32 protein-coding genes are annotated in these 26,968 nt (G+C 48.9%); 17 read left to right on the top strand and 15 right to left on the bottom strand.

Going from position 1 to position 26,968, the window contains the following annotated elements:
• A partial coding sequence (gene dusA / locus MJZ25_14180) for a tRNA dihydrouridine(20/20a) synthase DusA (protein ID MCQ2125323.1) occupies positions 1–1,097 on the top strand: 1,097 nt, incomplete at its 5' end.
• A 44-nt stretch (positions 1,098–1,141) separates the two neighbouring features.
• Here the strand turns inward: dusA and MJZ25_14175 are convergent.
• Positions 1,142–2,077, bottom strand: a complete 936-nt coding sequence (locus MJZ25_14175) for an Rpn family recombination-promoting nuclease/putative transposase (protein ID MCQ2125322.1) — start codon at positions 2,075–2,077, stop codon at positions 1,142–1,144.
• Between the two features lie 676 nt (positions 2,078–2,753).
• On the opposite strand from MJZ25_14175, the gene argF reads away from it, so the two are divergent.
• Positions 2,754–3,707, top strand: coding sequence for an ornithine carbamoyltransferase (gene argF, locus MJZ25_14170; protein ID MCQ2125321.1), 954 nt, complete (start codon positions 2,754–2,756; stop codon positions 3,705–3,707).
• Between the two features lie 68 nt (positions 3,708–3,775).
• On the opposite strand, the gene MJZ25_14165 is transcribed toward argF, so the two are convergent.
• Complete coding sequence (locus MJZ25_14165) at positions 3,776–4,198, bottom strand: hypothetical protein (protein ID MCQ2125320.1); 423 nt, start codon at positions 4,196–4,198, stop codon at positions 3,776–3,778.
• A gap of 89 nt (positions 4,199–4,287) precedes the next feature.
• Between MJZ25_14165 and MJZ25_14160 the strand changes: the two genes are divergently transcribed.
• From MJZ25_14160 to MJZ25_14120, 9 genes are all read left to right on the top strand, one after another.
• Positions 4,288–4,989 carry a type 1 glutamine amidotransferase gene (locus MJZ25_14160; protein ID MCQ2125319.1) on the top strand — a complete coding sequence of 234 codons (702 nt, stop codon included), beginning with the start codon at positions 4,288–4,290 and terminating at the stop codon, positions 4,987–4,989.
• Between the two features lie 21 nt (positions 4,990–5,010).
• Positions 5,011–5,532: a PaaI family thioesterase gene (locus MJZ25_14155; GenBank protein ID MCQ2125318.1), complete on the top strand. Its 522-nt coding sequence runs from the start codon at positions 5,011–5,013 to the stop codon at positions 5,530–5,532.
• A gap of 112 nt (positions 5,533–5,644) precedes the next feature.
• Positions 5,645–6,619, top strand: a complete 975-nt coding sequence (bioB, locus tag MJZ25_14150; protein ID MCQ2125317.1) for a biotin synthase BioB — start codon at positions 5,645–5,647, stop codon at positions 6,617–6,619.
• Positions 6,620–7,059: 440 nt separating this feature from the next.
• Positions 7,060–7,701 carry a hypothetical protein gene (locus MJZ25_14145; GenBank protein MCQ2125316.1) on the top strand — a complete coding sequence of 214 codons (642 nt, stop codon included), beginning with the start codon at positions 7,060–7,062 and terminating at the stop codon, positions 7,699–7,701.
• A 5-nt stretch (positions 7,702–7,706) separates the two neighbouring features.
• The gene (gene bioA / locus MJZ25_14140; protein MCQ2125315.1) at positions 7,707–9,041 is read left to right on the top strand and encodes an adenosylmethionine--8-amino-7-oxononanoate transaminase; all 1,335 of its coding nucleotides are present in this window, start codon (positions 7,707–7,709) and stop codon (positions 9,039–9,041) included.
• A 101-nt stretch (positions 9,042–9,142) separates the two neighbouring features.
• The gene (locus MJZ25_14135; protein MCQ2125314.1) at positions 9,143–10,084 is read left to right on the top strand and encodes a hypothetical protein; all 942 of its coding nucleotides are present in this window, start codon (positions 9,143–9,145) and stop codon (positions 10,082–10,084) included.
• Positions 10,085–10,138: 54 nt separating this feature from the next.
• On the top strand, positions 10,139–10,990 hold the full coding sequence (locus MJZ25_14130) for a 6-carboxyhexanoate--CoA ligase (GenBank protein ID MCQ2125313.1): 852 nt from the start codon (positions 10,139–10,141) through the stop codon (positions 10,988–10,990).
• Positions 10,991–11,026: 36 nt separating this feature from the next.
• Complete coding sequence (locus MJZ25_14125; protein ID MCQ2125312.1) at positions 11,027–12,205, top strand: MFS transporter; 1,179 nt, start codon at positions 11,027–11,029, stop codon at positions 12,203–12,205.
• Positions 12,206–12,228: 23 nt separating this feature from the next.
• Positions 12,229–13,140, top strand: coding sequence for a fibrobacter succinogenes major paralogous domain-containing protein (locus tag MJZ25_14120; GenBank protein ID MCQ2125311.1), 912 nt, complete (start codon positions 12,229–12,231; stop codon positions 13,138–13,140).
• A 93-nt stretch (positions 13,141–13,233) separates the two neighbouring features.
• Here the strand turns inward: MJZ25_14120 and MJZ25_14115 are convergent, their stop codons facing one another.
• The 3 genes from MJZ25_14115 to MJZ25_14105 all read right to left on the bottom strand — a co-directional run bounded on the left by MJZ25_14115 (position 13,234) and on the right by MJZ25_14105 (position 15,917).
• Positions 13,234–13,506, bottom strand: a complete 273-nt coding sequence (locus tag MJZ25_14115; protein ID MCQ2125310.1) for a class I SAM-dependent methyltransferase — start codon at positions 13,504–13,506, stop codon at positions 13,234–13,236.
• 75 nt (positions 13,507–13,581) lie between these two features.
• On the bottom strand, positions 13,582–14,610 hold the full coding sequence (locus tag MJZ25_14110) for a DUF1848 domain-containing protein (GenBank protein MCQ2125309.1): 1,029 nt from the start codon (positions 14,608–14,610) through the stop codon (positions 13,582–13,584).
• Entirely contained in the window at positions 14,607–15,917 is a 1,311-nt protein-coding gene (locus tag MJZ25_14105; GenBank protein MCQ2125308.1) for a hypothetical protein, read from the bottom strand. Before MJZ25_14105 ends, MJZ25_14110 begins: the two co-directional genes overlap by 4 nt.
• A 126-nt stretch (positions 15,918–16,043) precedes the next feature.
• Between MJZ25_14105 and MJZ25_14100 the strand changes: the two genes are divergently transcribed.
• From MJZ25_14100 to rph, 5 genes are all read left to right on the top strand, one after another.
• Complete coding sequence (locus MJZ25_14100) at positions 16,044–17,264, top strand: 8-amino-7-oxononanoate synthase (protein ID MCQ2125307.1); 1,221 nt, start codon at positions 16,044–16,046, stop codon at positions 17,262–17,264.
• A gap of 35 nt (positions 17,265–17,299) precedes the next feature.
• Positions 17,300–17,998: a dethiobiotin synthase gene (gene bioD / locus MJZ25_14095; GenBank protein ID MCQ2125306.1), complete on the top strand. Its 699-nt coding sequence runs from the start codon at positions 17,300–17,302 to the stop codon at positions 17,996–17,998.
• 123 nt (positions 17,999–18,121) lie between these two features.
• Positions 18,122–18,784, top strand: a complete 663-nt coding sequence (locus MJZ25_14090; GenBank protein MCQ2125305.1) for an NlpC/P60 family protein — start codon at positions 18,122–18,124, stop codon at positions 18,782–18,784.
• A gap of 10 nt (positions 18,785–18,794) precedes the next feature.
• On the top strand, positions 18,795–19,646 hold the full coding sequence (locus tag MJZ25_14085; protein ID MCQ2125304.1) for a prephenate dehydratase: 852 nt from the start codon (positions 18,795–18,797) through the stop codon (positions 19,644–19,646).
• Between the two features lie 27 nt (positions 19,647–19,673).
• Positions 19,674–20,399, top strand: coding sequence for a ribonuclease PH (gene rph, locus MJZ25_14080; GenBank protein ID MCQ2125303.1), 726 nt, complete (start codon positions 19,674–19,676; stop codon positions 20,397–20,399).
• Positions 20,400–20,508: 109 nt separating this feature from the next.
• Here the strand turns inward: rph and MJZ25_14075 are convergent, their stop codons facing one another.
• The 9 genes from MJZ25_14075 to MJZ25_14035 all read right to left on the bottom strand — a co-directional run bounded on the left by MJZ25_14075 (position 20,509) and on the right by MJZ25_14035 (position 26,410).
• The gene (locus MJZ25_14075; protein MCQ2125302.1) at positions 20,509–21,342 is read right to left on the bottom strand and encodes a hypothetical protein; all 834 of its coding nucleotides are present in this window, start codon (positions 21,340–21,342) and stop codon (positions 20,509–20,511) included.
• Positions 21,342–22,169 carry a TIGR02147 family protein gene (locus MJZ25_14070; protein MCQ2125301.1) on the bottom strand — a complete coding sequence of 276 codons (828 nt, stop codon included), beginning with the start codon at positions 22,167–22,169 and terminating at the stop codon, positions 21,342–21,344. Before MJZ25_14070 ends, MJZ25_14075 begins: the two co-directional genes overlap by 1 nt.
• Positions 22,170–22,198: 29 nt before the next feature.
• The gene (locus MJZ25_14065) at positions 22,199–22,375 is read right to left on the bottom strand and encodes a hypothetical protein (GenBank protein ID MCQ2125300.1); all 177 of its coding nucleotides are present in this window, start codon (positions 22,373–22,375) and stop codon (positions 22,199–22,201) included.
• Positions 22,366–22,539 carry a hypothetical protein gene (locus tag MJZ25_14060; GenBank protein MCQ2125299.1) on the bottom strand — a complete coding sequence of 58 codons (174 nt, stop codon included), beginning with the start codon at positions 22,537–22,539 and terminating at the stop codon, positions 22,366–22,368. The genes MJZ25_14065 and MJZ25_14060 overlap by 10 nt, the downstream gene beginning before the upstream one ends.
• A gap of 238 nt (positions 22,540–22,777) precedes the next feature.
• A complete protein-coding gene (gene hisH, locus MJZ25_14055; protein MCQ2125298.1) occupies positions 22,778–23,392 on the bottom strand; it encodes an imidazole glycerol phosphate synthase subunit HisH in 615 nt (204 codons plus the stop codon).
• Between the two features lie 75 nt (positions 23,393–23,467).
• Positions 23,468–24,529, bottom strand: a complete 1,062-nt coding sequence (locus MJZ25_14050; protein MCQ2125297.1) for a hypothetical protein — start codon at positions 24,527–24,529, stop codon at positions 23,468–23,470.
• A gap of 15 nt (positions 24,530–24,544) precedes the next feature.
• The gene (locus MJZ25_14045) at positions 24,545–25,174 is read right to left on the bottom strand and encodes a hypothetical protein (GenBank protein ID MCQ2125296.1); all 630 of its coding nucleotides are present in this window, start codon (positions 25,172–25,174) and stop codon (positions 24,545–24,547) included.
• A 38-nt stretch (positions 25,175–25,212) separates the two neighbouring features.
• The gene (locus MJZ25_14040) at positions 25,213–25,878 is read right to left on the bottom strand and encodes a hypothetical protein (GenBank protein MCQ2125295.1); all 666 of its coding nucleotides are present in this window, start codon (positions 25,876–25,878) and stop codon (positions 25,213–25,215) included.
• 16 nt (positions 25,879–25,894) lie between these two features.
• Positions 25,895–26,410 carry a hypothetical protein gene (locus tag MJZ25_14035; GenBank protein ID MCQ2125294.1) on the bottom strand — a complete coding sequence of 172 codons (516 nt, stop codon included), beginning with the start codon at positions 26,408–26,410 and terminating at the stop codon, positions 25,895–25,897.
• Positions 26,411–26,516: 106 nt separating this feature from the next.
• Between MJZ25_14035 and MJZ25_14030 the strand changes: the two genes are divergently transcribed.
• Complete coding sequence (locus tag MJZ25_14030) at positions 26,517–26,675, top strand: hypothetical protein (GenBank protein MCQ2125293.1); 159 nt, start codon at positions 26,517–26,519, stop codon at positions 26,673–26,675.
• A gap of 183 nt (positions 26,676–26,858) precedes the next feature.
• Here the strand turns inward: MJZ25_14030 and pgk are convergent.
• A partial coding sequence (gene pgk / locus MJZ25_14025) for a phosphoglycerate kinase (GenBank protein ID MCQ2125292.1) occupies positions 26,859–26,968 on the bottom strand: 110 nt, incomplete at its 5' end.

Genomic DNA, 26,968 nt, shown 5'->3' with positions numbered 1-26,968 from the left:
TATGCAAATTTTCTAACTTTCACGCCATGAATATTGATTTCAACCGCAGATTGTCCATTGCCCCGATGCTGGATTGCACCGACCGCCACGAACGTTATTTTTTGCGTTTGATTTCAAAACATACTTTGCTGTACAGCGAAATGGTAGTGACCCATGCACTGCTCCACGCTAATCCCGAAATGTTCCTGGGACATGAGGCTTTTGAATACCCCGCCGTACTGCAGTTGGGAGGAAGCAATCCCGCCGATTTGGCAAAGTGCAGCAAGATGGTGGAAGCCGCCGGTTTCCAGGAAGTGAACCTGAATTGCGGCTGCCCCTCGGACCGCGTGCAGAGCGGAAGTTTCGGCGCCTGCCTCATGAAAGACAAAAACCTGGTGGCCGACTGCTTCAAGGCCATGCAGGATGCCGTGAGCATTCCCGTTTCCATCAAGTGCCGCATCGGCGTCGATGAATTCGACAGCTGGGACTTTTTCCGCGATTTCGTCGGCACCATCGCTGATGCAGGCTGCAAGTACTTTATTATTCACGCCCGCAAGGCCTGGCTGAAGGGACTTTCGCCCAAGGAGAACCGCGAAGTTCCGCCCCTGCAATACGATTTCGTTCACCGCCTCAAGGCTGAAATGCCCCAGCTGAATATTGCCATCAACGGCGGCATCCGCTCCATGGATCAGGTGCTCAGTCACTTGAACGGAGACCCCACTTCGGCAAACACAGGCGTTGCGCTGGACGGTGTGATGGTGGGGCGTGAACCTTACGAAAATCCCTGGTTCCTCCACGATGCTGACGAACGCGTATTTGGATTAGACGAGAGACGAAAGACGAGAGACGAGAGAGGAGCTGGAGCCTCGGGCCTGGAGCCTGGAACCTACCCCACCCGCAAATCCGTCCTTGAAGCCTACCTCCCCTATGTAGAAAAGCAGTTCGCCGAAGGTTGCCCCGCCACCATCCTGGTGAAGCACATCTACGGCCTTTTCGCAGGCCTCCCCGGCGCCCGCAAGTTCCGCCAGATGCTCAGCGAAGGCGCACCCCGCGCCCGCGAATACGGCGGCCCCGCGGAACTGATCCGCAAGGCCATGGAATTGGTGGTGGAAGAATAAGCAAAAAACTCCGGGGTTCAGCCTCGGAGTTTTTCTTATTAGCGTTAAGCCTTTTCAGCGGCAATCTTGTCAGCCAGTTCCTGTACCTTTTCAAGGGGCAACTTGAGGACTCGAGAGACTCGTTCCACAGTGTCATTATCTCGTAGAAGCGCCTCTGCAGCACTCAGATTGGCTTCTTCACGGCCTTCGCGGCGGGCGGTTCCGATGCGTGTACTGATTTCAGCTTCTGTGACCATACCTGTTGCAATCTCCGTGATAAAGTTCTTCTCGAGGGCGTTTACTGCCAGACGGCTGTAAACATCCGCAATGACGGGATCCTTCGTCTTGGGGGCATCCTTCGCAGAAGCCATCCTGGTGAAAAGTTCCAGCCATTCTGTCTCGGCAGTGTTCAGGTTCAGGACCTTCGCATCCACCTTACTCAAGTCAATGATAATATACCTTTTTTTATTATATACAGGCAAGGCGTCGGGATCACCAATGCTAGAAAAACGGAAGAGGCCCAACTCCTCACGATAGCTCTTGCAAAAGCTAACCGAGAAGTTGCAGATCCACACGCTGTAGGTGGCGGGCATCAGGTACGGATGGTCTTCCTTCTCAGCTTCGGTGCGCTGGCTGTCAAAGTGAATCTTGGACTCGATGGAAAGCTGGTCCGCGTAAAGCTCCACACGGTCCGCAAAATCCTCGTGAGAAGCCCGCTGCACCTCGAGATCCACGAACTCATCGTTGTTGAGCTTAGCGTGTACATCGAAACGAACCTCCTCCACATCGATTGCGGAGGTCAGCGTGGATGCAGGCTTCTTGCGTTCGATGCTGACGATTTTCCGTTCCTCGGGCTGATGCAGCATTGCGTTTAAAAAGTGGATCAGCGTAACGTCCTTCGAAAAGATTTCCTTGAAGACCTTGTCCCGGGTCGGGTCTAGGAACGTGTGCTGTTTAATGATTTCGACTTGTTTTTTGACTTTTTCCTCAAATGTCGCCATTGTAATTCCAAAACGGGAACGCCCCCGCAATAGCGCAAGGCGGTTTCGCCCTACATACTATAACACGTTTTGAACGAGGAAATGTTGCATGATTTTACGTAAAATAATTGTAAAAATGGGACATCCTTAACGGTATCCGCTGCGGACTGAGAGGGGGTGGCGGAAGACTTTTAGCCGGGGCCGGCGACCAGGGGAGCCGTCGGGCGGCCTCCTAATGTTATTTTTTTGCGTTTTTGGATGTTCCAGGCTGTTTTTAGCGATGCCGCGGCGTAAAAAAAGGCTGCAGCCAGGGGGAAACTTCCCCCCTATCCCTTGACAAACGACTTGTTTTTTTCTCTATTTGGATGCACAATTTTAAGTTTCACCTTTAACGGAGATACAATATGCCTTGCGGAAAGAAAAGAAAGCGCAGGAAGATTGCGACTCACAAGCGTAAGAAGCGCCGTCGTCGTGACCGTCATAAGAAGAAAATTCGCTAATTTCCGTTAGCATTCTCTTGTGATTTCCTGTTAAGGAATTGAAAGACGGAGTGTCAAGCTCCGTTTTTCGTTTTTTGTTTTTAGGATTTTCTTAAAACTCATCAAAATTTTACACATTCTGTAATTTTTTGATGTATATTAAGGCTTTCCAGTTTCAACCGAGCAGTTCCTGAGCTCACCAAAATAAGGAATAGAAAATGATCGATCGCAGCAAGCACTTCCTCCGCCTCGCCGACTGGAGCGAAGAAAGAATTCTCGAAACCGTAGCCATCGCTTCCCGCCTGAAAAAGGAAGTCCATGCAGGCCAGGTCTCCGACCGTCTTCACGGCCAGAACATCGGTATGTTCTTCGAAAAGCCGTCTCTGCGAACTATCACTACTTTCCAGGTGGGCATGAACCAGCTGGGTGGCCACGCCGTGCTGCTTTCCCCGGACTCCATCGGTCTTGGCAAGCGCGAATCCATCAAGGATGTGGCCCGCTGCCTTTCCCGCTGGGTGAACGCCCTTGTTGTCCGCTGCTTCAAGCAGGACCTGGTGGAACAGCTGGCTGAATACGGTTCCATTCCCGTTGTGAACGCCCTGACCGACGACTATCACCCCTGCCAGGCTATCGCCTTCGCCCAGATGATCGAAGAAAATCTCGGCGGCATGAAGGGCAAGACTGTGGCCTTCATCGGCGACGGCAACAACGTTGCAAACTCTTTCCTCGCCCTCTGCTCCAAGGTGGGCATGAACTTTACTTTGGCTTGCCCCAAGGGTTTTGAACAGCCGGCTCACGTAATCGAAGAAGCCCAGGCCGATTTCAAGCGCCACGGCTGCCAGTACCGCGTATTCAACGACCCGAAGGAAGCTGTCAAGGACGCCGACATCCTTTATAGCGACGTATGGGTTTCCATGGGTCAGGAAGGCCAGAAGGAATCCAAGCAGAATCACTTCCTGCCGTTCCGCATCGACGCAGACCTTTTGAAGTACGCCCCGTCTCACGTGAAGGTTTCCCACTGCCTGCCCGCACATCGCGGCGACGAAATCACCGACGAAGTGATGGACAACCTTGACCTGAACATGAGCTACGAAGAAGCCGAAAACCGCCTCCACGCCCACAAGGCTGTGCTCTGGCAGGTCATGAAGCCGACTAGTGAATTCGGCAAGTAATCAACGCAAAAAATTTGGCCCGCGAGTTTTTCGCGGGTCTTTTTTTATATCAAAGATTTGATTTTAATTTACTGGGCTTCGCCGCAAACAAGTTCTTTCAGTTCCGGGAAGGAAGCCGAGTTGAGATAAACAGGGCGCTTACAAACAAACAGGATGGCCTTCCAGGAATCTTCCTGTTCATCCACGCAAAGAACTTTCAGCTGCTCCTTTTTCAGGGAAACTTTGTTGCCGCAGAGGAAGGTCATTTCCAGGGAATCGCCGTCAACGAAGATTTTTTTCGGCAACAGGTGCAGCAGCACGAAAACCAAAACCAGCATCAGAGGAATCATTACCAGGATTTCAATGGCCATGGCGGTCATCTGGCCCTGCAAAATCTGTTCCTTCTGCTCCACCAGCATTTTCACAAGGACCCCGTCAAAGGCCAGGCAGAACAAGGCTACAGCGGCGGCCAGCACATTGGGCAGCATGGACTTCGTTTTAAAAGTTTTCATAAAGCACTCCGTCTCCAACATTTAACGACCACAAATATAAAACTCTTTTCGGATTTTCGCTATCTTTGTAGTCAAAAGGCAATACAAAGATGGAAACGTATATTTTTCAGCATGTTGAATACGAAGGCCCCGGCGCAATCCTCCCCTACCTGGAAGCCAAGGGACACAACGTACACGTAGTTCGGCTTTACGCTGGCGAGAAGATTCCCCACGAAGACGAAGTGGACTTCGCCATTTTGATGGGCGGCCCTATGAGTGTTCTAGAAGAGACGGAGTATCCTTACTTCGTTCGCGAAAAGGAACTTTGCCGCGACATGGTGCAGCTGGGCAAGCCTATTCTCGGCATTTGCCTGGGAGCCCAGATGATTGCAAACGCATTTGGCGCAGCCATCAGGAAAAATCCCGAAAAGGAAATCGGATGGTTCCCTGTGAGTTTTGACGCTAGCGTCGAAGGTGGCAACAAGGTTTTGGACCTGCCCAAGAAACTGCAGGCTTTCCATTGGCACGGCGAAACCTTCGACATCCCCGAAGCGGCAACATCTTTCGCCAGCAGTGAAGCCTGCAAGAATCAGGCATTCAAGTTGGGCAGCGCCATCGCCTTGCAGTTCCATGTTGAAGTCACCGATGATTCCATGGAAAGCATGTTGAAGAACGGTACCGAAGAAATTGAAGCCTGCGCAGGTTGCAAGTTTGTACAAAGTGCCGCTGAAATCAAAAAAGCCAGCTCTGCAAATATGGACAAGGCAAACAAGGCCTTGATCAAGATTCTTGATTTTGTGTTAAAGAAGTAGCGAGTTCCCCACGGAGGATTCATGAGCGAAATCATCAAAGTCGTAAGCAAGCAGCACAACAGCAAGATGTGCATGATCTGCAGTCTGGACAACGAATACGGCGTCCGCGCTCCATTCTACAACATGGAAGACGGCAGCGTCATGACTTTGTTCAACTACCGCGAACAGCACCAGAGCTACCCCGGCCGCGTTCACGGCGGGCTCATCACCGCCATGCTGGACGAAATGGGGCTCCGCGCCGTGTGGGCCAAGGAAGGCGGCAACGAGGATATCTGGGGTGTGACCATGTCCCTGGAAACCAAGTACCGCAAGCCCGTTCCCTACAACACCCCTATTATCGGCAAGGGCGTCATCACCAAGTTCAGTTCTCGATTCTTTGTGACCCACGCCAGCATCATGGATCTGGACGGCAATGTGTTGGCTGATGGCGACATCAACTACCTGCACCTGGACCCCAAGGTAATTGCCAGCGGCGCCGTGATGCACGAAGAAATGCCCTACCTCATTGAAGACGGCGTTAAGGAAATTCGCATCGGACAATAAGATAAGGTTATCACGTATCATAAGCAAATAGTATAAGCAGGCTTGTCCTGCTTTTTCTATATTTGCAGCGCAAAAATCGCAGGCGGGAAATGCCGCGAACCAAGGAGTTTTTATGTCTCTCGTTCAGGAATTGAAGAACAAGATTTTGAATGACGGTTATGAAATCAATCGTGAAGAAGCCATCCAGCTGCTGGATGCCGACCTTGACGAACTGACCGCTGCCGCCAACGAAATCCGCGAAAAACTCCACGGCAACGATTTTGACTTCTGCTCCATCATCAACGCCCGTAGCGGTCGCTGCTCCGAAAACTGCAAGTACTGCGCACAGTCCAGCTACTATCACACTGGCGCTCCGGAATACAAGCTCCTCAGCGCCGACGAAATCGTGGCCGACGCCAAGAAGAAGGAAGCCGCAGGCATCCCCCGCTACTCCATCGTCACTTCTGGTCGTACATTAACCAACCACGATGTGGAACAGATTTCTGAAACCATTCGCAGACTGAAGAAGGAAACCAAGTTGAGCGTCTGCCTCAGCAGCGGCCTCTTGAACCGCGAACAGTTCGACAAGTTGAAGGAAGCAGGCCTCACCCGTTTCCACAACAACCTGGAAACCTACCGCCGCCACTTTGCCGACGTCTGCACCACCCACACTTACGACGACAAGATTGGCGCTCTGCAGAATGCACTGGCCGCAGGTCTGGAAGTTTGCAGCGGTGGCATCATGGGCCTTGGCGAAACCATGGAAGACCGCATTGACATGTGCCTCGACCTCCGCGGTCTGGGCGTCAAGTCCACCCCGATTAACGTGTTGAACGCCATTCCAGGCACTCCTTTTGAAAATCTGCCGAAACTCACCAACGACGACTTCTGCAGAATCGTGGCAATTTATCGCTTCATCAACCCCAAGGCATACCTCCGTTTGGCAGGTGGCCGTGGCGTTCTGGGCGACAACGGCGTGCGTGCTTTCAAGAGCGGCGCTAACGCAGCCATCACCGACGACATGCTTACCACTTCCGGCGTAAAGAGCGCCACCGACTTCGAACTGGTGAAGGGTCTGGGCTTCGTTCCCCACGGATTCATCGGATAGTTTTTCTACTTCTGCCTATAGCAGAAGCCCATCCGTAAACAATATTTTCTAAAAGGTTCCGTATACATTACGGAACCTTAAATGTTTTATTCCGCACTTACTGATGTACGTTGTGGATTCTTAAAAGAGTTTTTCAACATCCGTTGGAATTCATCTCAAATTGTACCACAACTTTTTCCATTTATACAAATATGCGTAGTGAAATCAAACAGACACATTCCTACTTCCATTCCTATTCGTTGCGGATTTTACCAGACTTTTTTCTGCTACCACTCGTATATCCTGCTCTTCCATAAAAAATTCTTTCCACTTGTACTGCAATCCATTTTGCGTTATCCCACAAAAAATTGTGGAACCATCCCTAAAAGTTGTTTATTTCACCAGATGTTTTGTAGTTTGGTACAGGAGTTTGACCCAAAGGTCAAAGAAGGAGTTAGGATATGAGCTATAGAGAAAACAAATATTTCCACAATTTAAGCCTGGTTTCGTACGTCGAAAGCCATCACAAGATTTACGAAAACATGCAAAAAATCGAGAACCCGATCATATCAGGTTCCATCGAAACCTACGGAAAGATTCTAAAACAGTTGGAGACCATGGTGAAAATCCCCGTGCCGGGTTACATTTCGTCGTGGAACGAAGAGCGAGCCCGCGCCTACAAAATCTGCCAGGCGGCAGTAAAGTCCCTTGCTGATTTCAATTCTAATAAGGACCGCGAAACAGTTCAGGCCCTATCGAAAGCATTCTCCCACTACATCGCCGGAGCGACGTCAACAAAGGTGACTGCCGCCATCGAACATGCGTTAGCTTTGGTAGAAAGCATTCCCGCAGACCAGTTGGAAAAGTTGGCCATCAAAGACCGTATCGACTACCTGGCCAAGGTCCAGGGGTATTACCTTACCAACAGCGGAGCCGCCCAAATCAACCGCGACGCCGCCAAGGACGAGGAGGTGAAAACCTACCGTCGATGCTGCGATATCGCTTCTAGAAGTTCCATAAACATAGCGGAAAAGTTGAACCACCTTGGCGATGAATCATGCCGTGAATTCATCCATTGGATGAATTCAAAAAACTATATTTGACGGCGATGAAAAATTTAGACGCTCTGCAAAAATTCGATAGCGAACATCTTTGGCATCCTTATGCTGCGCTGCGCAATACGCCGGCACGTTTCTTGGCAACATCTGCACAAGGCACAAAGATCCACACCGCCGACGGCTTGGAACTGATCGATGCCGTTTCCAGCTGGTGGTGCGTGGCCCACGGCCACAACGCTCCCGAAATTACAGAAGCAATTCGCAAGCAGAGCGAAAAGTTGAGCCACGTGATGTTCGGCGGATTCACACATGAACCCGCCATCGAACTTGGGGAAAAGCTGGTGAAGTTCTTGCCCAAGGGACTGAACAAGATTTTCTATGCAGATTCCGGCAGCATCGCTGTGGAATGCGCCGCCAAGATGGCGGTACAGTACCAATATGCTTTGGGTAGACCCGAACGCTGCAAACTGGTCGCTTTAAAGGGCGGATACCACGGCGACACCGCAGGTGCAATGGCTTTAAGCGACCCCGATGGAATGCACACGCTGTTCCGCGGAATCATGCCTCAGCATTATTTTGCAGAACGCCCCAACTGTCGCGCCGACGGTGAATGGGACGACCGCGATTTTGAAAGCATGGAGCAGGTGGTTGCCGAACACGAAAATGAAATTGCAGCCATTATTTGCGAGCCCGTTTTCCAGGGCGGAAACGGCATGTGGCTCTACAATGCAGGCTATTTAAGAAGACTGCGCAAGCTTTGTGATGAAAAAGGCATCCTGCTGATCTTCGATGAAATCGCCGCAGGATTTTTCCGTACTGGTCCCAAGTGGGGCATGGAACACGCCTGGAGCGCCTCGGGCAGCGAAGACGTTCTGCCGGATATTATGACCATCGGCAAGGCCCTTACCGGTGGCCACATTACCATGGCGGCATGCGTCGCCTCCGAAATGGTGGCAGACACCATTACCAACAGCAAGATTTCCGCATTCATGCACGGTCCCACCTACATGGCAAACCCGCTGGCATGCGCTGCAGGCATCGCTTCTTTGAACTTATTTGAAAGTCGCGACTATGGCTCCCGCGTTGCAAAAATCGAAGCACGCCTCCGCGCCAACCTGGAACCTCTTCGCAATCTGGAAAACGCAGCAGACGTCCGCGTTCTCGGAGCCATCGGCTGCCTGGAACTGAAGGCCATCCCCACCTCCGACGACATTCTCCGCGTCATCAAGGAAACTGGCGTGTGGATTCGCCCCTTCTGCAACTGCGTCTATACCATGCCACCCCTCATTACAAGCGACGCAGAAATCGACCAGATTTGCGAAGCCATCAAGATGATAGGCCAATGTGAACCTGGCCCCGTCAGCGATGACGAATTCCACGAGTAAACACAAAAGTTCGTGATTTACTGCACGGGCTTTTGCAACTTACATTGTCCCCGTCACATTCTTCTAAAAACGGATTTATTTTTGATTTAGGAGGAATGAATATGGCATATAAACAAAATTTCATCTTTATCGGTTTGCTTGCGTTCTTTGCAAGTTTAATTGCCTGTGGCGACAACGACAATTCCGCAAGTCCAAACAGCACCCAGAATAGTCAATCATCAAACAGCCAGACAAGTTGGGAGGCAAGGCCTTGCGACAAAACCGTTATCGACACGATACGGCATCAAATTACAGTCTATACAGACTCCGTGAACGACACTACCGAAACCAGTCTGCAATACATCAGCTTCGTGTACGAGAAAGATTCCCTTGGAACATTGGACACATTGACTGCGGATACCTTTTCCACCAAATGTCATTTTGATGGGGATATGGTTATGTCTTGTTATTCATCAGACTTAACTATTTTAACACCCCCCGAGCTATATCGCGATTCGACTATTATTTATAAACCTATTGACATTCAATGGATGCCCATTGACGGTCCTCTAGTTTTCATTGACACATGTGACACCTGTCCAAAGATTTGCTATGACCAAGAAATTCTTTACGACACCACATATACCACAAAAACAATCCACACAAACATCGTTCATCGAGATACCATTTTCGTTAACTATGGCGAAAACGCTTTAGCAACCAACGTAATTCCCTATAAAGCCGAAGCTCCGAAAGCAGACACTAGCGCCATTCGAGAAAAGTTCAAAGAAATTCCTGCAGACACTACTCTCGATGTTCAAGTTTATGGAACCTTGAACTTTGAAGGACTTCCAAAATCCGTGGATGTTTACCTAGCATTTATCACAATCCAGGCAACATCACCTATCGTAAAACAATATCCCATAAGTTCCCCAACCCCCTTAACTTACGTGTTTAATAACAGATTCCATCCAGAAAATGATACCACAATCACCTGGAATTTGATTATTTCTCAGGATGACACCAAAGACACCTTGGCGATTACATCTATTTTCAAAAAATAGTATCGCACAAAATTCAACCAGCCATATTTTTCTAAATTTCAACTTGGAAAAATTATGGACTACTACAGCTTAAAAATGCGCGCCTCTGAAGAGGTCGAGGACGAAACCGCCGAAGTTCTTGCAGACGGAAGTCGCCCCACCCGCGAGCAGCATATTTCCGGTGCTGAACGCATCGTCACTCGTGACGCTGTAGAAGAAGTTTGCCAGGCCATGGTGCGCCGCGCCATGAATCACCCCAAGGGCGATCCCGACAAAATCAACATCAAGATCGAGAAAGTCCCCAAAGAAGAAATCCAGATTCTGGACGCGCTTCCCGTGACCCGCATCGATGTTGACACCTGGCAGGAAGGTTTAGAAAAAGCATTCGAGCTGGTGGAAAAATCCGTCGCCAAGGCAGCACACAACAATAGTGTCATTCTGAGCGAAGCGAAGAATCCAGCATTCCTCGCCGACTTCCGCCAGCAACTCCCGGAACTTCTCCGAGCCACTTTCCCCATGCGCGGGGCCATGCTGTACGACATCCGCACCGGCAACCGCCTGGAACCAAATCAGGAACGAGGAGTTCGCGCCACCTACATGGACGCTCTAAAGTCCAACACCGTGGACGCCCGCGAAACGGGAGCCGCTCCCAGCGCAAATAAAAATCATTTTAACGAAGCCATCGTCCTTGCCACCAAGGTGGCGAACGCTCCCGGCATCGTTGCAGAACTTTGCATCAGCGATGATCCCGATTACGTCACCGGCTACGTAGGCAGCCTGGAACTTGGCTACGTCCGCATCATGAAGCTGAAGGAAATGGGCGACCCCAACGGCGGCCGCATTTTCCTCTTTGATTCAAACAAGGCCACCGCCGAAGAATGCATCGACTTCTTGCAAAAGAAAAAAGTGCTGGTGCGCTGTCCTTAACTCGCTTCAAAAAATCCGCGACGCTCTCGTTTTTCGATGTTCACCCTTAAGCCACACGCAGGAATTCCCCGTTCCCTCACGTTGATGCTTGCCATTATGGCGGGCATTTCGGTGGCGAACATTTATTACTGCCAGCCCCTGCTGAACATGATCCGCATGGACATGGGGATTTCGGAATTCTATGTGAATCTCATGCCGGTGCTCACACAGGTGGGTTACGCCCTGGGCCTGCTTTTTATCGTGCCGCTGGGCGACATGATTGACCGCCGCCGCATCGTGCTAGCAAATTTCACCCTGCTGATTTTCGGGCTTTTCTCCATCTACTTTTCTACAAACGCCGTGATGCTTCTGGCAGGTTCCTTCGTTACTGGCATCTGCTCCGTGACGCCGCAAATCTTTATGCCCATGGTTTCCCTGTTTTCAAGGCCTGACGAAAAGGAACTGAAAACCGGCATGGTCTTAAGCGGCCTCCTTACAGGAATTCTCGCCTCCCGCGTGTGCAGCGGACTTGTGGGCGAATGGCTTGGCTGGCGTTCCATGTTCCTCATTGCAGCCGCCATGATGCTGACGTCTACCGCAGTTGTGTTCAAGGCATTGCCCAACGTACCCACCACTTACCGAGGCACATTTTTCAGCATGCTGAAATCCATCGGGGAACTTTTTGTGCAGTTCTCCCAGGCACGAATCTACAGCATCCGCTCGGGATTTGCCTTCGGCTCCTTTTTAGCGCTGTGGGCATGCCTCGCCTTCCGTATGAAGCAGGCCCCCTTCTTCCAGGACAGCAAAACCGTTGGGCTTCTGGGACTCTGCGGAATCGCCGGCGCCCTGACCGCTTCTCGCATCGGCAAGTACATCAAACGCTTCGGCGTAGAAAAATTCTGCAACGCAGGCAACTTCCTCATGGCCGCCGCCTGGGCCACCTTCTACTTCGGAAGCAACAGCTACGCCGCCATCATCGCGGGCATCATCCTCATCGATATCGGCATGCAATTTATCCAGCTGGGTAATCAAAGTTCCGTCATGAAACTCTGCCCCGAAGCCACCAGCCGCATGAACACCATCTTCATGACCATTTACTTTATCGGCGGCTCCCTGGGCACATTCCTTTCCGGCTCCTTCTGGACGCTCTGGGGTTGGAACGGCACCGTCTTCGCCGGACTTCTCCTCACCGCACTCTCGTTTATAACAACTGCCGTCAGTTATTGCAGGAAGTAAAATTTAAGGATATATTCTTTACTATGAAAAAGATTTTTCTCCTTGGTTTGATTTCTTTATTTATCTGGTCCTGCAGCGACGACTCCAGTAACAACACATCAGACAATGATTCTGATTGGGATATTGACAGTTTCAATTCTTCAAGTTCCATCCAAAGTTCGTCTTCCCAAGACTCCCTGAATATAGGGCTATCCTCAGCAAAGGTTGAATCAAGTAGTTCAGTAACGAATAGTTCTTCTAATGAAACATCAAGCAGTTCAGAAAAAGATGATGTCATTTCCTGCAAAACAGAGGCGGAAGACAACTGCATATACGGAACTTTACAGGACGAGCGCGACGGGAAAAGTTACAAAACCGTAAAAATCAAGAACACATGGTGGATGGCAGAAAATTTGAATTACGCCGACAGTCTAAAGACACCAAGCCTAAAAGGAAAAAGCTGGTGTTATGACAACAGCCCCGACAATTGTGAAAAATTCGGCCGCCTTTACACTTGGGCAGCGGCAATCGACTCTGTAAAATTTGCAACGGATGATAAAAATCCGCAAGAATGCGGAGACGGAAGAAACTGCGTACAGTCTTGGCCCGATGAGGTTCAGGGGATTTGTCCCGACGGCTGGTACTTACCCGATCACGATCAACTTGCAAATTTCATTATTGATGTAGGAGGCTATGCTACAGCAGGCGTGACACTAAAATCGCAAAGCGGCTGGTACAATGACGGAAATGGAAGCGACGCCATCGGATTCAATGTATTGCCTTCCGGCATAAGATTTGAAAATGGTTCTTTTGATAGTTTGGGTGCAGTATTCTGGGGTTCCACAGAAGTGATGAGCGGAGCCACCACATTGTACTTCTACTACGACTATGAATATGCGGGACTCCTTGATCAAGAAAAAAGTTACGCTTTTTCCATCCGCTGCGTAAAAGACTAAAAATGCAATTCAGATAAACCGAAAACTTCTTTACCAAAGTCAACTAAATCTTGGGCTTCAAATTTTTGGAAGCCCGTTTTCGTGTAGCTCAGCTTATCCAGCCAATCCTTGGTGTAGACCACATTGTAAATGAAGTTTTCCATCGCGGTTGGCGTGCGCATTTCGAGAAGTCGCCGCAGCCACCATATCTTCAGAAATATCAATACCGAACATATCACACTTGCTCTTGTTATAAAGAAGTTGCAACAAGTAACCGTTTCCAAAGCCAATGTCCAGCACCTTGTCATCAGGCGAAACATCCACCAAGGCAATTGTATTCTTGTACATTGCCCTGTTGATGACATTCATAATCACGCAACAAACCATACCCACAAAATCGCGGGGTTCCCGAACTGACTGCCGATATATTCAGAAAACTTACTCATCATTTTACCAAAATTTCTATTTCTCAAACAGGTTTATCTGCTTATCGTTTCTGGGAACAATCCAGCTGATTTGCTTAGCCTGGTGAATCACATCATTTGTTTTTAAATTGCCTATAATCAATGGCGATTCCGAATCATGCATTTTGTGATTTGAAAGTACCACGTCTTTACCATAATTTGCATAACAGTATTTGCAGAGATGCAAGCAATTGCTATAGGCACCAATATCGCCACTGACAACACAAACTTCGCATTCGGAGCGGGCGAATTTTTTCTTTGGAGGAGCAAAAGTCAACGCACTATTTTCAATACCAAAAGCCTTTTCAAAAACCTGAGCCGTACTGCAGCCGCTGCAATCAGCACCGAACTTTGACAACATAGAGTTTTCCACACAGGTTTTTATTGAAATGTCGTAACGGTTACCAATTTCAACAAAGGCCTTGGTTATCGCAATTTGCTCTTCGTTCGAAACAGGTTTTAGCTCCGGGAAATTTTGAGCCACCTTATTATAGATATCTACAAAACTTATGATGCAAGTGTGAGTGTAGCCAGCCAAGAGTTCCGCCATTACAGAAAAAGATTTTACGTGTTGCTCTACGGAATATTTGTCTGTAATAAAAATCGGATCATAGCGCCACTGCACTGCATCCAGATTTTTTACAAGAGTAAAAACATCTTCAAGTATAGAACTTGACTTCCCAAAATTTGCATTGTGACGATTCGTTGCAACAGAAAGTTCCTTGAACTTTTCCACAACAAAATGCTTATCAGGGACATTAGGCTCTATATCCTTCCCATAAGGCGTCAGGGTCACATGCCACAGCCAACGGTAATCCGCAAGTTCATTCAAATGCGGTATAAGCGGTGCAGGATTTTTTGTACAGAAAAAAAGTCCATCTACAACATTTGAATTTAAATCGTAGCGAGTTACAAAATCCTTGTTGTACGGATTGCGAACAAGCACGTATCCTTCGCGGATACGATTCAAAAACCACTTTGAATAGAACGCCGGTAAATCGGTACGAATGCTTGCAGAAATAATCATTTCTTTGCAAATATATTAAGCATTCTGGATAGCGGCAACAGGTACAAGAAACATGCGCAAAGCACAGCGCTGTTGGGCGCGTTGACTGCCGTCAAGACAATGGCTGTCGCCACGGACCAGGGCACAAGCGCAATCACGGTTACGGCAGAGTCGTAAATATTCAAGGCATGTTGATCGCGATTCGAGCCGTCTAAATTTTCTGTCATTTGATTTGTCAAAATGATAGTCAAGGTCTGATTGCAAACCACGCAAGAGGTTACAACGGCAGCAGTCAATGTGGCTACAAACGGGTTGGTCTTTTTTGACAACTTCGCCACCAGAGATTGCAAAGGCGTTAGCATTTGTGTCTCCCTGAAAATTCCTCCAAAGCATCCCGCAATCACCACGATGACAAAAACATTCACCATAGAAACGAGGCCGCCACCGTTGATCATCTTTGCAAGTTCAGGTACAGACGTCTTATAACCAAAAATGATTGATTTTAACAAATTGATAACAGATTGATTTTCAATAATAATTGCCACGATAAACGCTGCGAAAGAACTCCACAAAAGAACAAGGCTTGTCCGCACCCGAGCCACCGACAAAACAACAATCACAAACGCGGGAACCAGACTCCACAAGGAAAGGGAAAATTCCCTGGAGAAAAGTTCTGTTATATTTTGCGAAACTAGTGGCACGGAGTTCGCAACAACGCCATCGCCACCAATTCCAGCCACAAAATAAATTCCGCAACTCAACAAAAACGGAAGCCATGTCGTGCGCAACATTCCGCGAACATTCTGGTAAATATCCGTCTTCGTTACATTGGCCGCAAGTAGCGCCATGGAAGAAATGGGAGAAATGCGATTTCCAAAATAAACGCCTGCAAGAATAGCTCCGCCCATCCATGCATCGTCAACACCTAAGGAGCGTCCCACCGTCGCACAAATCACACCCATGGTTCCAGCAGTCCCAAGAGCGGTTCCCGTCAAGAGCGACATGGCGGAATTCAGCAAGAACGTCACCAGAATAAAACTTGCGGGACTAATCAGGTTTACCGCATAACTCACCACCGTAGGGATGGTTCCTCCGGCTCGCCACAAAGAAGTCAAAAGTCCCAGCAGAATAAACAACAGCAAAACGCCTCGGGCAGTTTTCACACCATTCCAGCACATTTTCGCCGTCTCGCGAAGACCTGCACAGCGCACACCGTAGCCTGCAAAAAGGATAAGTCCAAATAGCAGAGCATACAGCAAAGGCACGCCAACCACAAGCGACGTCAAAAGTGCTACACAAAAAAATGCAAGGATTAAGATTTCTGTCATCGGCAGGAGTCTTAGTTTTCTAAATTCATGAGTGTTAAAGTTAGAAAAAATATCAAGATGTCTGTTTTAAATAATTTTGCCGACGATTTTTTACAAGCAGCAAAAGAGGCGCACACATACCGCTCCATGCGTTTATTGGACACCCCTGAAGCAAACCATGTTGAAATTACTGGATCTGCGCAAACTCGCGACGTTCTTCTTCTCGCATCCAATTCCTATTTGGATCTGTGCAACGAACCCGAATTGAAGCAAGCCGCAGCCGAAGCCGTTTTGAAATGGGGCACAGGTAGCGGAGGCGCACGCCTTACTACAGGAAACAAGACTCCCCACGAAGAATTGGAAAAGACTTTGGCCAACTTCAAGGGCGAAGAAGCCGCCATTACTTTTGGCACCGGCTACATGGCAAACGTGGGTACCGTTTCAGCACTTTGCAGCAAGCAGGTTCGCAGAGGCAAAGATCCCGCCACAGCTATCGTTAGCGAATGCATCGTTTTTAGCGACGAACTGAATCACGCCAGCATCATCGACGGCATCCGACTTTCCAAAGCCAAGTGCTACGTTTACAAACACAACGACATGGCTGATTTGCAGCGAGTGATTGATGAAGTCCGCACAGAACATTCCACAAAAAACAGTTCCAGCGAACAACCTGCAGCTACCCGTTACTTGATTGTCACCGACGCCGTTTTCAGCATGGACGGTGACCTGGCAAATCTCCCTGAACTTCAAAAAATCGCCAAGGCCAACAACTGCCTTTTGATGATTGACGAAGCCCACTCCACTGGAGTGTTGGGAAAAACAGGTCGTGGTCTTGCAGAACATTTTAACGACAAGGGAATCCCCTGCGATCATGCCGACGTCACCCTAGGAACGTTAAGCAAGTCCATCGGATGCGAAGGCGGTTTTGTGGTAGGCAAGCAAAACCTTATTGACTTTTTGCGAAACAAGGCCCGCAGTTTCATATTCTCTACAGCAATGTCTCCTGCCATGGCACAAGCTGCAGCCAACAATTTGAAGTTCATCGAGCAGCATCCTGAACGAGTTCAACAACTCCAGGAAAACGTAAAGTTTTTCTGCGATGCTCTTGTGAAAGCAGGAGCCGTTCCAACAAGCAGCCGACTTGCTGAAAATCAAGAATCCGCCATCGTTCCCATAGTCATTGGCGATGAAGCCGCTGCTCTTCGAGCTTCCGCAGCATTGCAGGAAAAGGGAATCCTGATTCCCGCCATCCGCTATCCCACCGTAGCAAAGGGCCGGGCAAGACTCCGCGCCAGTTTGATGGCCACCCACTCAAAAAAAGATTTGCAATACGCAGCAAATTGCATCGCTGAAATTTTGAAAAGTTAATCTCTGATTGCCGCGCCTGCGGCTCGCAATGACATATGAGTAATAAAGGTTATTTCGTAACAGCAACTGGTACTGACGTTGGCAAGACTTTTGTGACCGCCCTTCTGGTAAAGAAGTGGCGCGACTCCGGCATTGACGCCGGCTACTACAAGGCAGCCCTCAGCGGTGCAGAACTTCGCGACGGCAAGTGGGTCGCCGGCGACGCCGACTACGTAAAAACGGTAGCAGGCCTCCCCGACACTCAAGAAGAACTTGTCAGCTACGTCTACAAGGAAGCTGTTTCCCCTCATTTGGCTGCCCGCAAGGAAGGCAAGCCGGTGGATCTCGCGCAGGTCAAAAAAGACTTTGAAGCGGCAACCAAGCGTCACGAATTCGTATTCGTTGAAGGAAGCGGCGGCATCATCTGCCCCATTCGTTACGACGAACCCAGCGCAGTCTCAGCAAACGGAAACCCGCAAAAGATTTTCCTTACCGACATCATGAAGACGGTAGATGTTCCGCTCCTCATTGTCACCACGGCAGCTCTAGGTTCCATTAACGCCTGCGTTCTCACCGTTGAATACGCCCATGCACAAGGTCTCAATATCCGAGGCATCATCGTGAATCGCTACGGCATCAGCGGAAACTTGCAAATGGAAGATGACAACATCAAGATGATGGGTGACATGACCGGCCTACCCATCCTCACAAAAATTCCAGAAAACTCATCGGATCTTGGCGTAGGCCCATTCTGATTCTAAGACTCTCGCGAACTTTTTAATACATTTCAAGCAATGGCTTTTCAGGGAAGACACATCTTGCGAATTTTGGCAACGATCATTTTATCGTGTGCCTTTCTTGCTTCGTGTTCCTTTCCCGTGCGTACAGGTTATGACCGCAAACGTGGCGACTATAAACCCATCCCCAAGGGTGCGCCCATAAGCAACGACCCTTATGAAATAGCAGCAAAGCAGGCCGCCAAAACCCCCGTCATTAACAGTCTCGTTGTAGCACTCCAAGAAGAACAGAAGGCGGCAAAAAAATCCGCAAGTACGAGCGTAGGCAAGAACGCCACCCAGGCCGCAAGCAAGTCCAAGCAAAACTCCGCAGAAAAAGTCCGTGCAGCCTCAGCAAAAAAAGCGGCCAAACGCGCAACACCCAAGGCAGCCCCAAGCCCCAAGACTTTGGAAGGCTTAGCCAACACCTGGCTTGGGACCCGATATAAAATGGGCGGTACCACCAAAAAAGGCATTGACTGTTCCGGCTACGTCATGGTCATCTACAAGGAACTCTACAACATTAACGTTCCCCACAACGCAGCTGCCATCTATAAGGATTCCCGTGGCAAAAGCGTCAGCCGGGGGGACCTTCGTGAAGGTGACCTGGTGTTCTTTGGAGACTTCTGGGGCATCAGCCACATCGGCATTTACTTGAACGGAGATCGATTCACCCACGCCAGCACCAGCCGAGGCGTAATGATTTCCCCCATGAACGACAAATATTGGAGCCCCAAGTACAAGGGCGCCAGACGTTTTTTCTAACTTGAAGACTATGAAGAAAATTGCATTCCAAGGTCGTAAGGGCGCTTACAGTGACTGCGCCGCCCATTATCTTTTCGGTGACGATATTGAAACTTTACCGAAAGATACTTTTGAAGAAATCTACCAGGCTATTGAAACTGGTGAAGCCGACGGCGGAGCAATTCCTATCGAAAACTCTACTGCAGGTTCCATCGAAGCCAACTACGATTTGCTCTACAAATGGCGTCACCGTATTGTTGGCGAAGTCATGCTTCGCATTGAACACACCCTCTGCGTCATGCCGGGTGTGAAGCAGGAAGACCTGAAACGCGTTTATAGCCACCCGCAGGCTCTTGCACAGTGTTCCAAGTTCTTTGCAGAAAATCCGCAGATTCAGGCAGTGCCCGCATTTGATACCGCAGGCTCCGCCGAAGAACTTGCTGCCCGCGGCGCCCGCGACGAAGGCGCCATCGCCAGTGCCTACGCTGCAAAGATTTACAACTTGGACATTCTGAAAGCTGGTCTTGAAAACCTGAAGGGAACAAATTTCACCCGTTTCTACGGCATCCAGAAAACACCTTCCGACTTTGCTGAAAGTGAAAACGCAAAGACAACCATCCTGTTTGAACTTGCCGCTTCCAAGGAAGTGGGCGCACTTTACAATGCTTTGGGATGTTTTGCAAAACGTGGCCTGAACCTCACCCGCTGCGAAAGCCGTCCCCATCCGGACAAGCCCTGGGAATACATTTTCCACGTATCCTTCGAAGCCAACGCTAAGGACGCAAACGCTAAGGAAGCTCTGGCAGAGTTGCAGAACTACACCAGTTTCATCTATATTCTTGGAACATTCAAGAAAGGCGTTGTAGAAACTTTAAAATATTAACCTGAAGCCTCGAACCTGGAGCCTAAAATGGCCTACGAACGTACAGACAGAGCTTATAACGAATACAGAAATCTCAAGATGACCACCGGCTTCATCAGTTCCGCCGATGGTTCCGTACTCATTGAAATGGGACGCACCCGCGTCATCTGTAACGCCACCCTCCTCCCGAAGGTTCCGGACTGGCTCGCAGGCCGTGGCACCGGTTGGATCACCGCAGAATACAGCCTGCTCCCGCAGAGTACCGGCAAGCGCGTCGAACGTGAACGCAAAGGCGCCAGCGGCCGCACCCAGGAAATTCAGCGTCTGGTCGGTCGTTCCCTCCGTGGTGCCGCCAATCTCGCCGCATTGGGCGAGAACGCAATCGTTATCGATTGCGACGTCATCGAAGCTGACGGCGGCACCCGTACCGCAAGCATCATCGGCGGATTTGTCGCCCTCGCCATCGCCCTCAAGAAAATCAAGGCTCGCCTCGGTCTCACCGAACAAATCCTCCAGCACGCCATTACCGCCATCTCCGTAGGCGTCGTTGACGGCAAGCCCCTCTGCGACCTCTGCTATGTGGAAGACTCCGCTGCCGACGTGGACATGAACGTGGTCATGCAGGACGCCAAGAATTTCATTGAAGTCCAGGGCACCGGCGAACACGCAAGCTTTGACCGCAACATGCTCAATACCCTTCTCGACCTGGGCGAAAACGCATGTAAGGACATCTATAAAAAGCAGATGGAACTGATCGGCGGCGAGCTGCCGTAATCAGTGCTGTTCACCCTAGCAAAAACGCGCAGTTCATTCCCCGCGCTTTTTATAACAAAGAAGCCTCCGTCAAAACGACGGAGGCCTCTTTTTCTTCTAACCCCAAAATTTACTCAGGCAAAGAATCCTTACTTCTGAACGCCATAATATTGACTTGGCCCGTCATTCCTGATTCGCCCACAAATACAAAGTGGATGGAAACCAGTTGCGTTGCAGCCTGTTCGCCCGTAATTTCATCGGAATTTTTCTGTTTGAATTCAGACCATTCCGCGCAACGGGAAACAGAATCCATAGGTGCGGCGTCAAAGCTAACATAAGGCAAGTCATAGTTTATCGCGGCTTCCAGGGAATCACCTAAGCCTAGCTTAACATTAATTGCAAAGTCAGATGTATAGGTAATGCAGATGCCACCCCACTTTGTCACATCCGCAGGCAAAGCAACATAGCGATCATCTTCACCAGCCACATTAAATGCAAATCCAACAAAGGGATCGCTCGTCAGGGTTCCGCGATCCAGCGTTATTGTACCGCAGAGGCCACCGCAATAATCAATGATCGGATCGATAACGTCCCCTGAATAATCATTACCCGATTCCACAGGCCAAGTTACGCTGGAAGCACCACCATCATATCCATCGGTATAAGTATACCAGTAGCCGGAAGTCTCATAACCGGCATCTTCACCAGTATCAATCTGGTAAATACTTTCGCTGCCAACCCAATATACATAAGGTCGAGAATCACCAATTGACGGACCTTCCGAAGAAGACGAAGGAATTCCTGTGTACGAAGAAGACGAAGACTGAGCGCCAGGAATCGTAGACGAAGAAGAGAGTTCAGCCACGGCGTTGCCTTCTTCTGTAATTCCTACGGTATCTTTAGTTTCGGTGCAGGCACAAACAAGTATTGCCACCGACAAACCGAACAACTTCAAAGTCTTCATCACTTTTCCTCCACCTTCTTTTTGGTCAGCGGGAACAGTTGCAAATTCACGCGGTAAACCTGGTCTGTTTTTTTGCAAGCAGCAGCAATGGCACCAATCTTTCTTCGACAAGCATTAAGCTCATTTACGATTTGCTCATACGCGTTTCGATCAATGCCCATGGTCATTCCAGAGACATTACGTTCTTCCACGTCAAACTCATCGATGGATTTTTGCGCAAGTGCCGCCATTTGTCGATGCATAGAACGCATGACCAAGGGAATGGCATCGGAATCGCCCACCAAGGCCTTCTCTGCCTGAACATAAACATTCTTGGATTTCTTTTTCAGCAAGCCCACGCTCACCATAAAGTCAAGAGAGCGTTCGACCTCAGCAGCGGTAATCGGTTGCCAGCACATTTCCGCCAACGCCTCGGGAGTCGCACCAGGCATAATCTCAACCAATTCGCGGAGAACCGGGTTTTTCCAAGTTTCAAAATAAGTAAAGGCGTCGCCGCCCAAGACACGGAACTTGTTGGCCTTGGCAACATCCTGCATACCAGAAAATGCGTTTTTCTTGGCTTCGTCGTTCTTCGCCTGGTTGTAACTTACAAGGTAACGGAAATAAACCAGTTCAAAGCCACTCAGGCTCATTGCGGACGCAACTCTTTCAACACCCAATTCGCTGAGGCTACTTTTGCCTTCGCACACAAGTTTCAAATACGTCGGAGAAGTGAATCCTGCCAAACGGGCATATTCACGCCAAGTAAACGACGAAGTTCTTTTCCTTTCGTCGTAAAAATCCTGCATATAGCAGCGATAATCCTGATACTCCGTAATTGGGTTCATACACACCAAGCTAAATTAGTTGCACTGACCTAAATAACCTTCAACGAGCGTTCCAATCCTAAATCAACACCTTCCTTGGAAGAATAATTCATCCACCCCAAATCAAGAGACTCCGGAGTAAAATCGCCTCCATTCCAGAAGAACGTCGAATCACACAAAACCGTTGTCTTCATCACAGGAAGTGTGTACATTTCTGCTACATGCATCCCCACCTTGACGCCGACAGTATCACAGGGAAGCTCCTGTTCCTTTTTTTTTCTTCCGTGGGTTCATCGCCGGAAGCATTCACGAAACTCTTGCCATCAGAGTCGGGAGAACAAGCCAGCAAAGATACTAGCAACGCAAGTTCCAAGCCAAACCACTTTTTCATAAAAAGCCTCCTTCCAAAAAATCAAAGGCGGAAGCGACCCGTTTTTCCTAACCCTAAACTCCTAACCCAACAAGTCGCTTCCACCTATGTATCACAAATATACAAACTTTCGTATCATAAATCAAGTATTTTTATGATACAAACCATTCTTTTGTCTAAACCACAACTAAACAAAAAAAACTGCAGTCATTAAACTGCAGTTCTAAGATTCATAAAACTTCCAAAACTTGCTGAATGCCTAAACCTTCCAGTCGCAGAAGTTCTTCAGCATGGCAAGGCCCACGTCGCCGCTCTTTTCCTGATGGAACTGGGAGGCAATCAGGTTGTCCTTGCCAATGAGGCCCTGGAACGTCTGGGTTCCGTAGGTGGTTTCTGCGAAGCTGTATTCCGCAGGCACCACCGGATGGTAGGAATGTACGTAATAGAAGTCGCTACCGCTCTTGATGCCCTTCATAATGGGGTGTTCCTTGGTGAAGTTCACCTGGTTCCAGCCCATGTGGGGAATCTTCAGGCCCGGTTCATCCTTGAAGCGGACAGCCTTGCCAGGAAGCAGGCCCAAAGTCTTCACACCGCCATCTTCTTCAGATTCTTCCAGAATAATCTGACAGCCGATACAAATTCCAAGCACAGGATTGCCGGCCTTCACCACAGTCTTGATGGCTTCGCCAATGCCTGTGGTAGTCAAGGTTTCCATGGCCGATGCTGCAGCACCAACCCCGGGGAAAATCAAGCGAGAAGCCTTAGCAATAACCTCGGGATCACGGCTAGACACAGCGTCAACGCCAATATGTTCCAGCGCATTCATCACGGAAGTCAAGTTACCAGCATTATAGTCGACTACGATTACAGACATAGAAACCTCGTTTTTACAGCACAAATATAAAAAATCCTGAACGATATCTCGTTCAGGAACATTTTCAAAATCGCCTTAGAAATTCATTGCCAGTAATCCGCCGTAACGACCGTTTACTGGATCAACGTAAGGAGCCATCCTTAAATTGGCGACAGATCCCTCCGTCTGGATTTTGCCAAGTTTTTCCTTGTACTTATCCGACATACTCCAATAGATTCCCCCATAAGCCAAACTTAACACACCAGAAACAATAGCGGCGCCATCCAAAACATCTCGGAATACGTTTTCTCCATCTCGACCATATTTGTAATAGCGGTATGAAAGGTCCAAAGCCCCTACGCCTATAGATAAACCGCCCAGAGCCAGAAAGGTTTTCGTACCACTTGAATAAGCATCCTCCACGCACTTGTAAAAGTCCGATACACTGTTTTGCGCACGGCATTCGGACTTCTTTTTATAATCCTTGAAATGCCCATCTTTCAAGACTTCAGCGTAGGCTTTTTCTACATCCAACCTCTCCACATCTACAGGCGAAGTCCGAGCAAACTGAATTTCTTCCCTAGAAAGAGCCTCCCGATTTTCGCCTTTTGAAGGAAATTCACGAACAATCTGATTACGTTCCTTGAACAGCCTCAGCTGATTTTCGTACTCGCTGGAAAGATTCTTATGTTGCTTACCCTTCGTGTAATTCAGCACCCCTCCAACCAATAATGCGCCGCCACCCAGAAGAAGTCCCCCTGGAATAACAGCCGCACCTATCGCAAACCCACCACCCGCTTGACTTTTGAGACTATTCAAGCACCAGACTCCAGCAACCAAGCCAACCGCACCAAAAGGCATCATCCACAAGCCCGTAACAACCTTCTTTTCACCGGAGGTTTTGTACTTGTCAACCAGCCCTTGATAATAGGCGATACTATCGGCAATCAGCTTTTCAGCAATAGCAAGAGCCCTATCATCAATGTTTTTTTCAACGTTTACCGACACAGGTAGCACTTGGGAAAGCGAAGGAAGTTGCCCCTTCTCATGAACCAACGGAATTATCTCGCCCCTAGAATCCATTACAAAGGTTGTATCCATTTCCTGGGCAAAAACAGAAGTCAAAAGTAAACAAAGAATCAAAAACAACTTTTTCATTTAAATCCTCCCACCTCAGAAACTCAGCGCAAGGTTTCCACCCAAGGCCTTGCTTATGGGATTGACCACCGGAGCAACACTCACACTGATCCTGGATCCATATCGTTTATACATATCACGAGTTCTTGTATATTCCTCGGCCTTCTCGAGCCTTCGAGCGCCCATACTGCGAACAACAAAGCCTGCGATAGAAATTCCAAGGCCACCGCAGAGCGCAAAGTTTGCCCACATTTCGCTAGGTTTTCCAGTACGGGATTCTCCAGACGAAGATATGTCATTCCCAACAGCCATCACAGCCAATCCCGCAAAAATTCCGCACCATCCTAAGTACAGACGAATGCGGCCTTCGGAATTATATTGATCAACCAAGGCCTGGTAATACTTGATACTGTCAACGTAGGTTTCGTTCAGCCTCGATTCTGCCTCAACAGCCTTTTGCGCAGACTTTTGAACTGGAGTCAATTCCGGAGCAACACCCTGTTTCATCCTCCCCAAAAATTTATCGGGAACCACAGGATATTCGCCCTTTTTATGAACAAGACCAACCGTGTCCCCATCAGCCGTTACAACAAACGTCGTATCCATTTCCTGGGCAAAGGCACACACAGAAAACAGCAAACAAAAGATAAGCACTAAACGTTTCATAAAAGGTCTCCCAGCCCCCAAACGTACAAACAGAAGAACTAGAAGTTCATCGCCAAGGCGCCACCAAGGGACTTGTTCACAGGATTTACAAACGGGGCCACCCTTACAGAAACTGCGTTACGTTTCTCGTAATCATGCAACACGCCTTCATATCGATGAGCCCTGCGCAACTTGGCGCCACCAACAATTTTAAAAACAACACCTGTGGTTACAGCACCTGCGCCAGCAAGGAACAGCATGTATCCAGAAAAGAACTCTCCAATGCCGTCGTCCAAATCGTCCTCTTCATCAGCATCAGCCATCATCAAGCAGCCCAAGACACCAACAATGCCGCCACCGATCATCAAGCCTACGCCAGAATTGCTCATCTTGGTACCGGAAGTCGTATAACGATCGATGAGATTCTGATAGTATTCCACGCTATCCACGGTAGCGCCAAAATATTCACGATTTGCCGGATCAATAAAGGGTGCAGGATCTTCAACAGCCACGGCATTTTCATCGGACACTTCAGCCGGGACCACGTTATCGGAAGATTCTTCCGTCAAGAGTCTCATCCCTTCGGGTACCACAGGCAACATGCCTTTCTGGTGAACAAGTCCTACAGTTTCACCATCGGCGGTAACTGCAAGAGTGGTGTCCATTTCCTGTGCAAACGCGTTAAAGGAAAGGAACATTATCAAAGCCAAAACGATTTTTTTCATATCGGCAGTCCCCTTTTTAGAAATTCAAGGCAAGCGTTCCGCCCAAAGACTTTGACTGAACATCAAAAGAGGGAACCAACTGCAAGCTAATCTTGGAATCACGTTCCTTAATGCGGTTCAGCTTCTGCTGATACTCATCGGCGGAATCCATTCTAGACGATCCTATGTACCAGGTGATAAAACCTGCGGTAAACACCCCCAGGCCACCTAAAGCGGTTGTGTACCCCGCAAGGAAGAACATTCCATCGCCGCTCAAATTACCATCTGCGAGACTATACGCAAACGATCCCAAGCCGAGAGCCATGGCAATGCCGCCGGCCAGCATCAACTTACGGCCACGAGACACCTTGATGGTTCCAGAAGCCGTATAGCGGTCCACCTGTTCCTGGTAGTATTTAATGCTATCTGCAATTGCAGCGTTTTGTTCTTGAACCGTAGGAACGACAATCTGTTTCTTTTCGGCAGAATCAGCTTCCTGAGCGAAAGCGTTAAGCGAAAAAAGCAACACCATCACAAAAGCAATTTTTTTCATATTAAGAAAACCTCCTTTTACCCTTTTCCAGCACAGAATATAAAAAAAACGTCCCATCAAGAACATTAATTTACCCCAAACGCAACACATTTGTTATATTCAAGGCATGCCTAACGAAAACGAAAATCAAGAACTTGACCTGGACGCGATCATCAACAACATGAGTTCCATCAATAGCGAAGACTATTGGTTCAAGAAGGTTAGCCAGTTCGAGGAACACGACGAAACCGTTCCCGGCGCAGACCAATCCAGCAGTAAGGGCTAATCCCTAACCAGCCTACCAAAAGTTTGTACAAAAAGAACCTCTCGTTCGTCGCGAGAGGCTCTTTTAATATTCCACAAACAGGAATTCACTTAGAACCGAGAGAGGCAAGGCGTGAGCCCCCGTAGCGTACTAGTCGTACGTAAGGGGGCGAACAACGCAGCATCTCGATGCGTTATAAGTGAATTACTTATCGCTGAGGAATGCGACGCCCGGCAATTCCTTACCTTCGAGGAGTTCGAGAGAAGCGCCACCACCGGTAGAAGTGTGGGTGACCTTCTTGTCTGCGCCGTACT

It is taken from the genome of Fibrobacter sp., assembly GCA_024399065.1.
Lineage (GTDB): Bacteria > Fibrobacterota > Fibrobacteria > Fibrobacterales > Fibrobacteraceae > Fibrobacter.
This window is presented reverse-complemented; position numbering and strand designations above follow the sequence as displayed.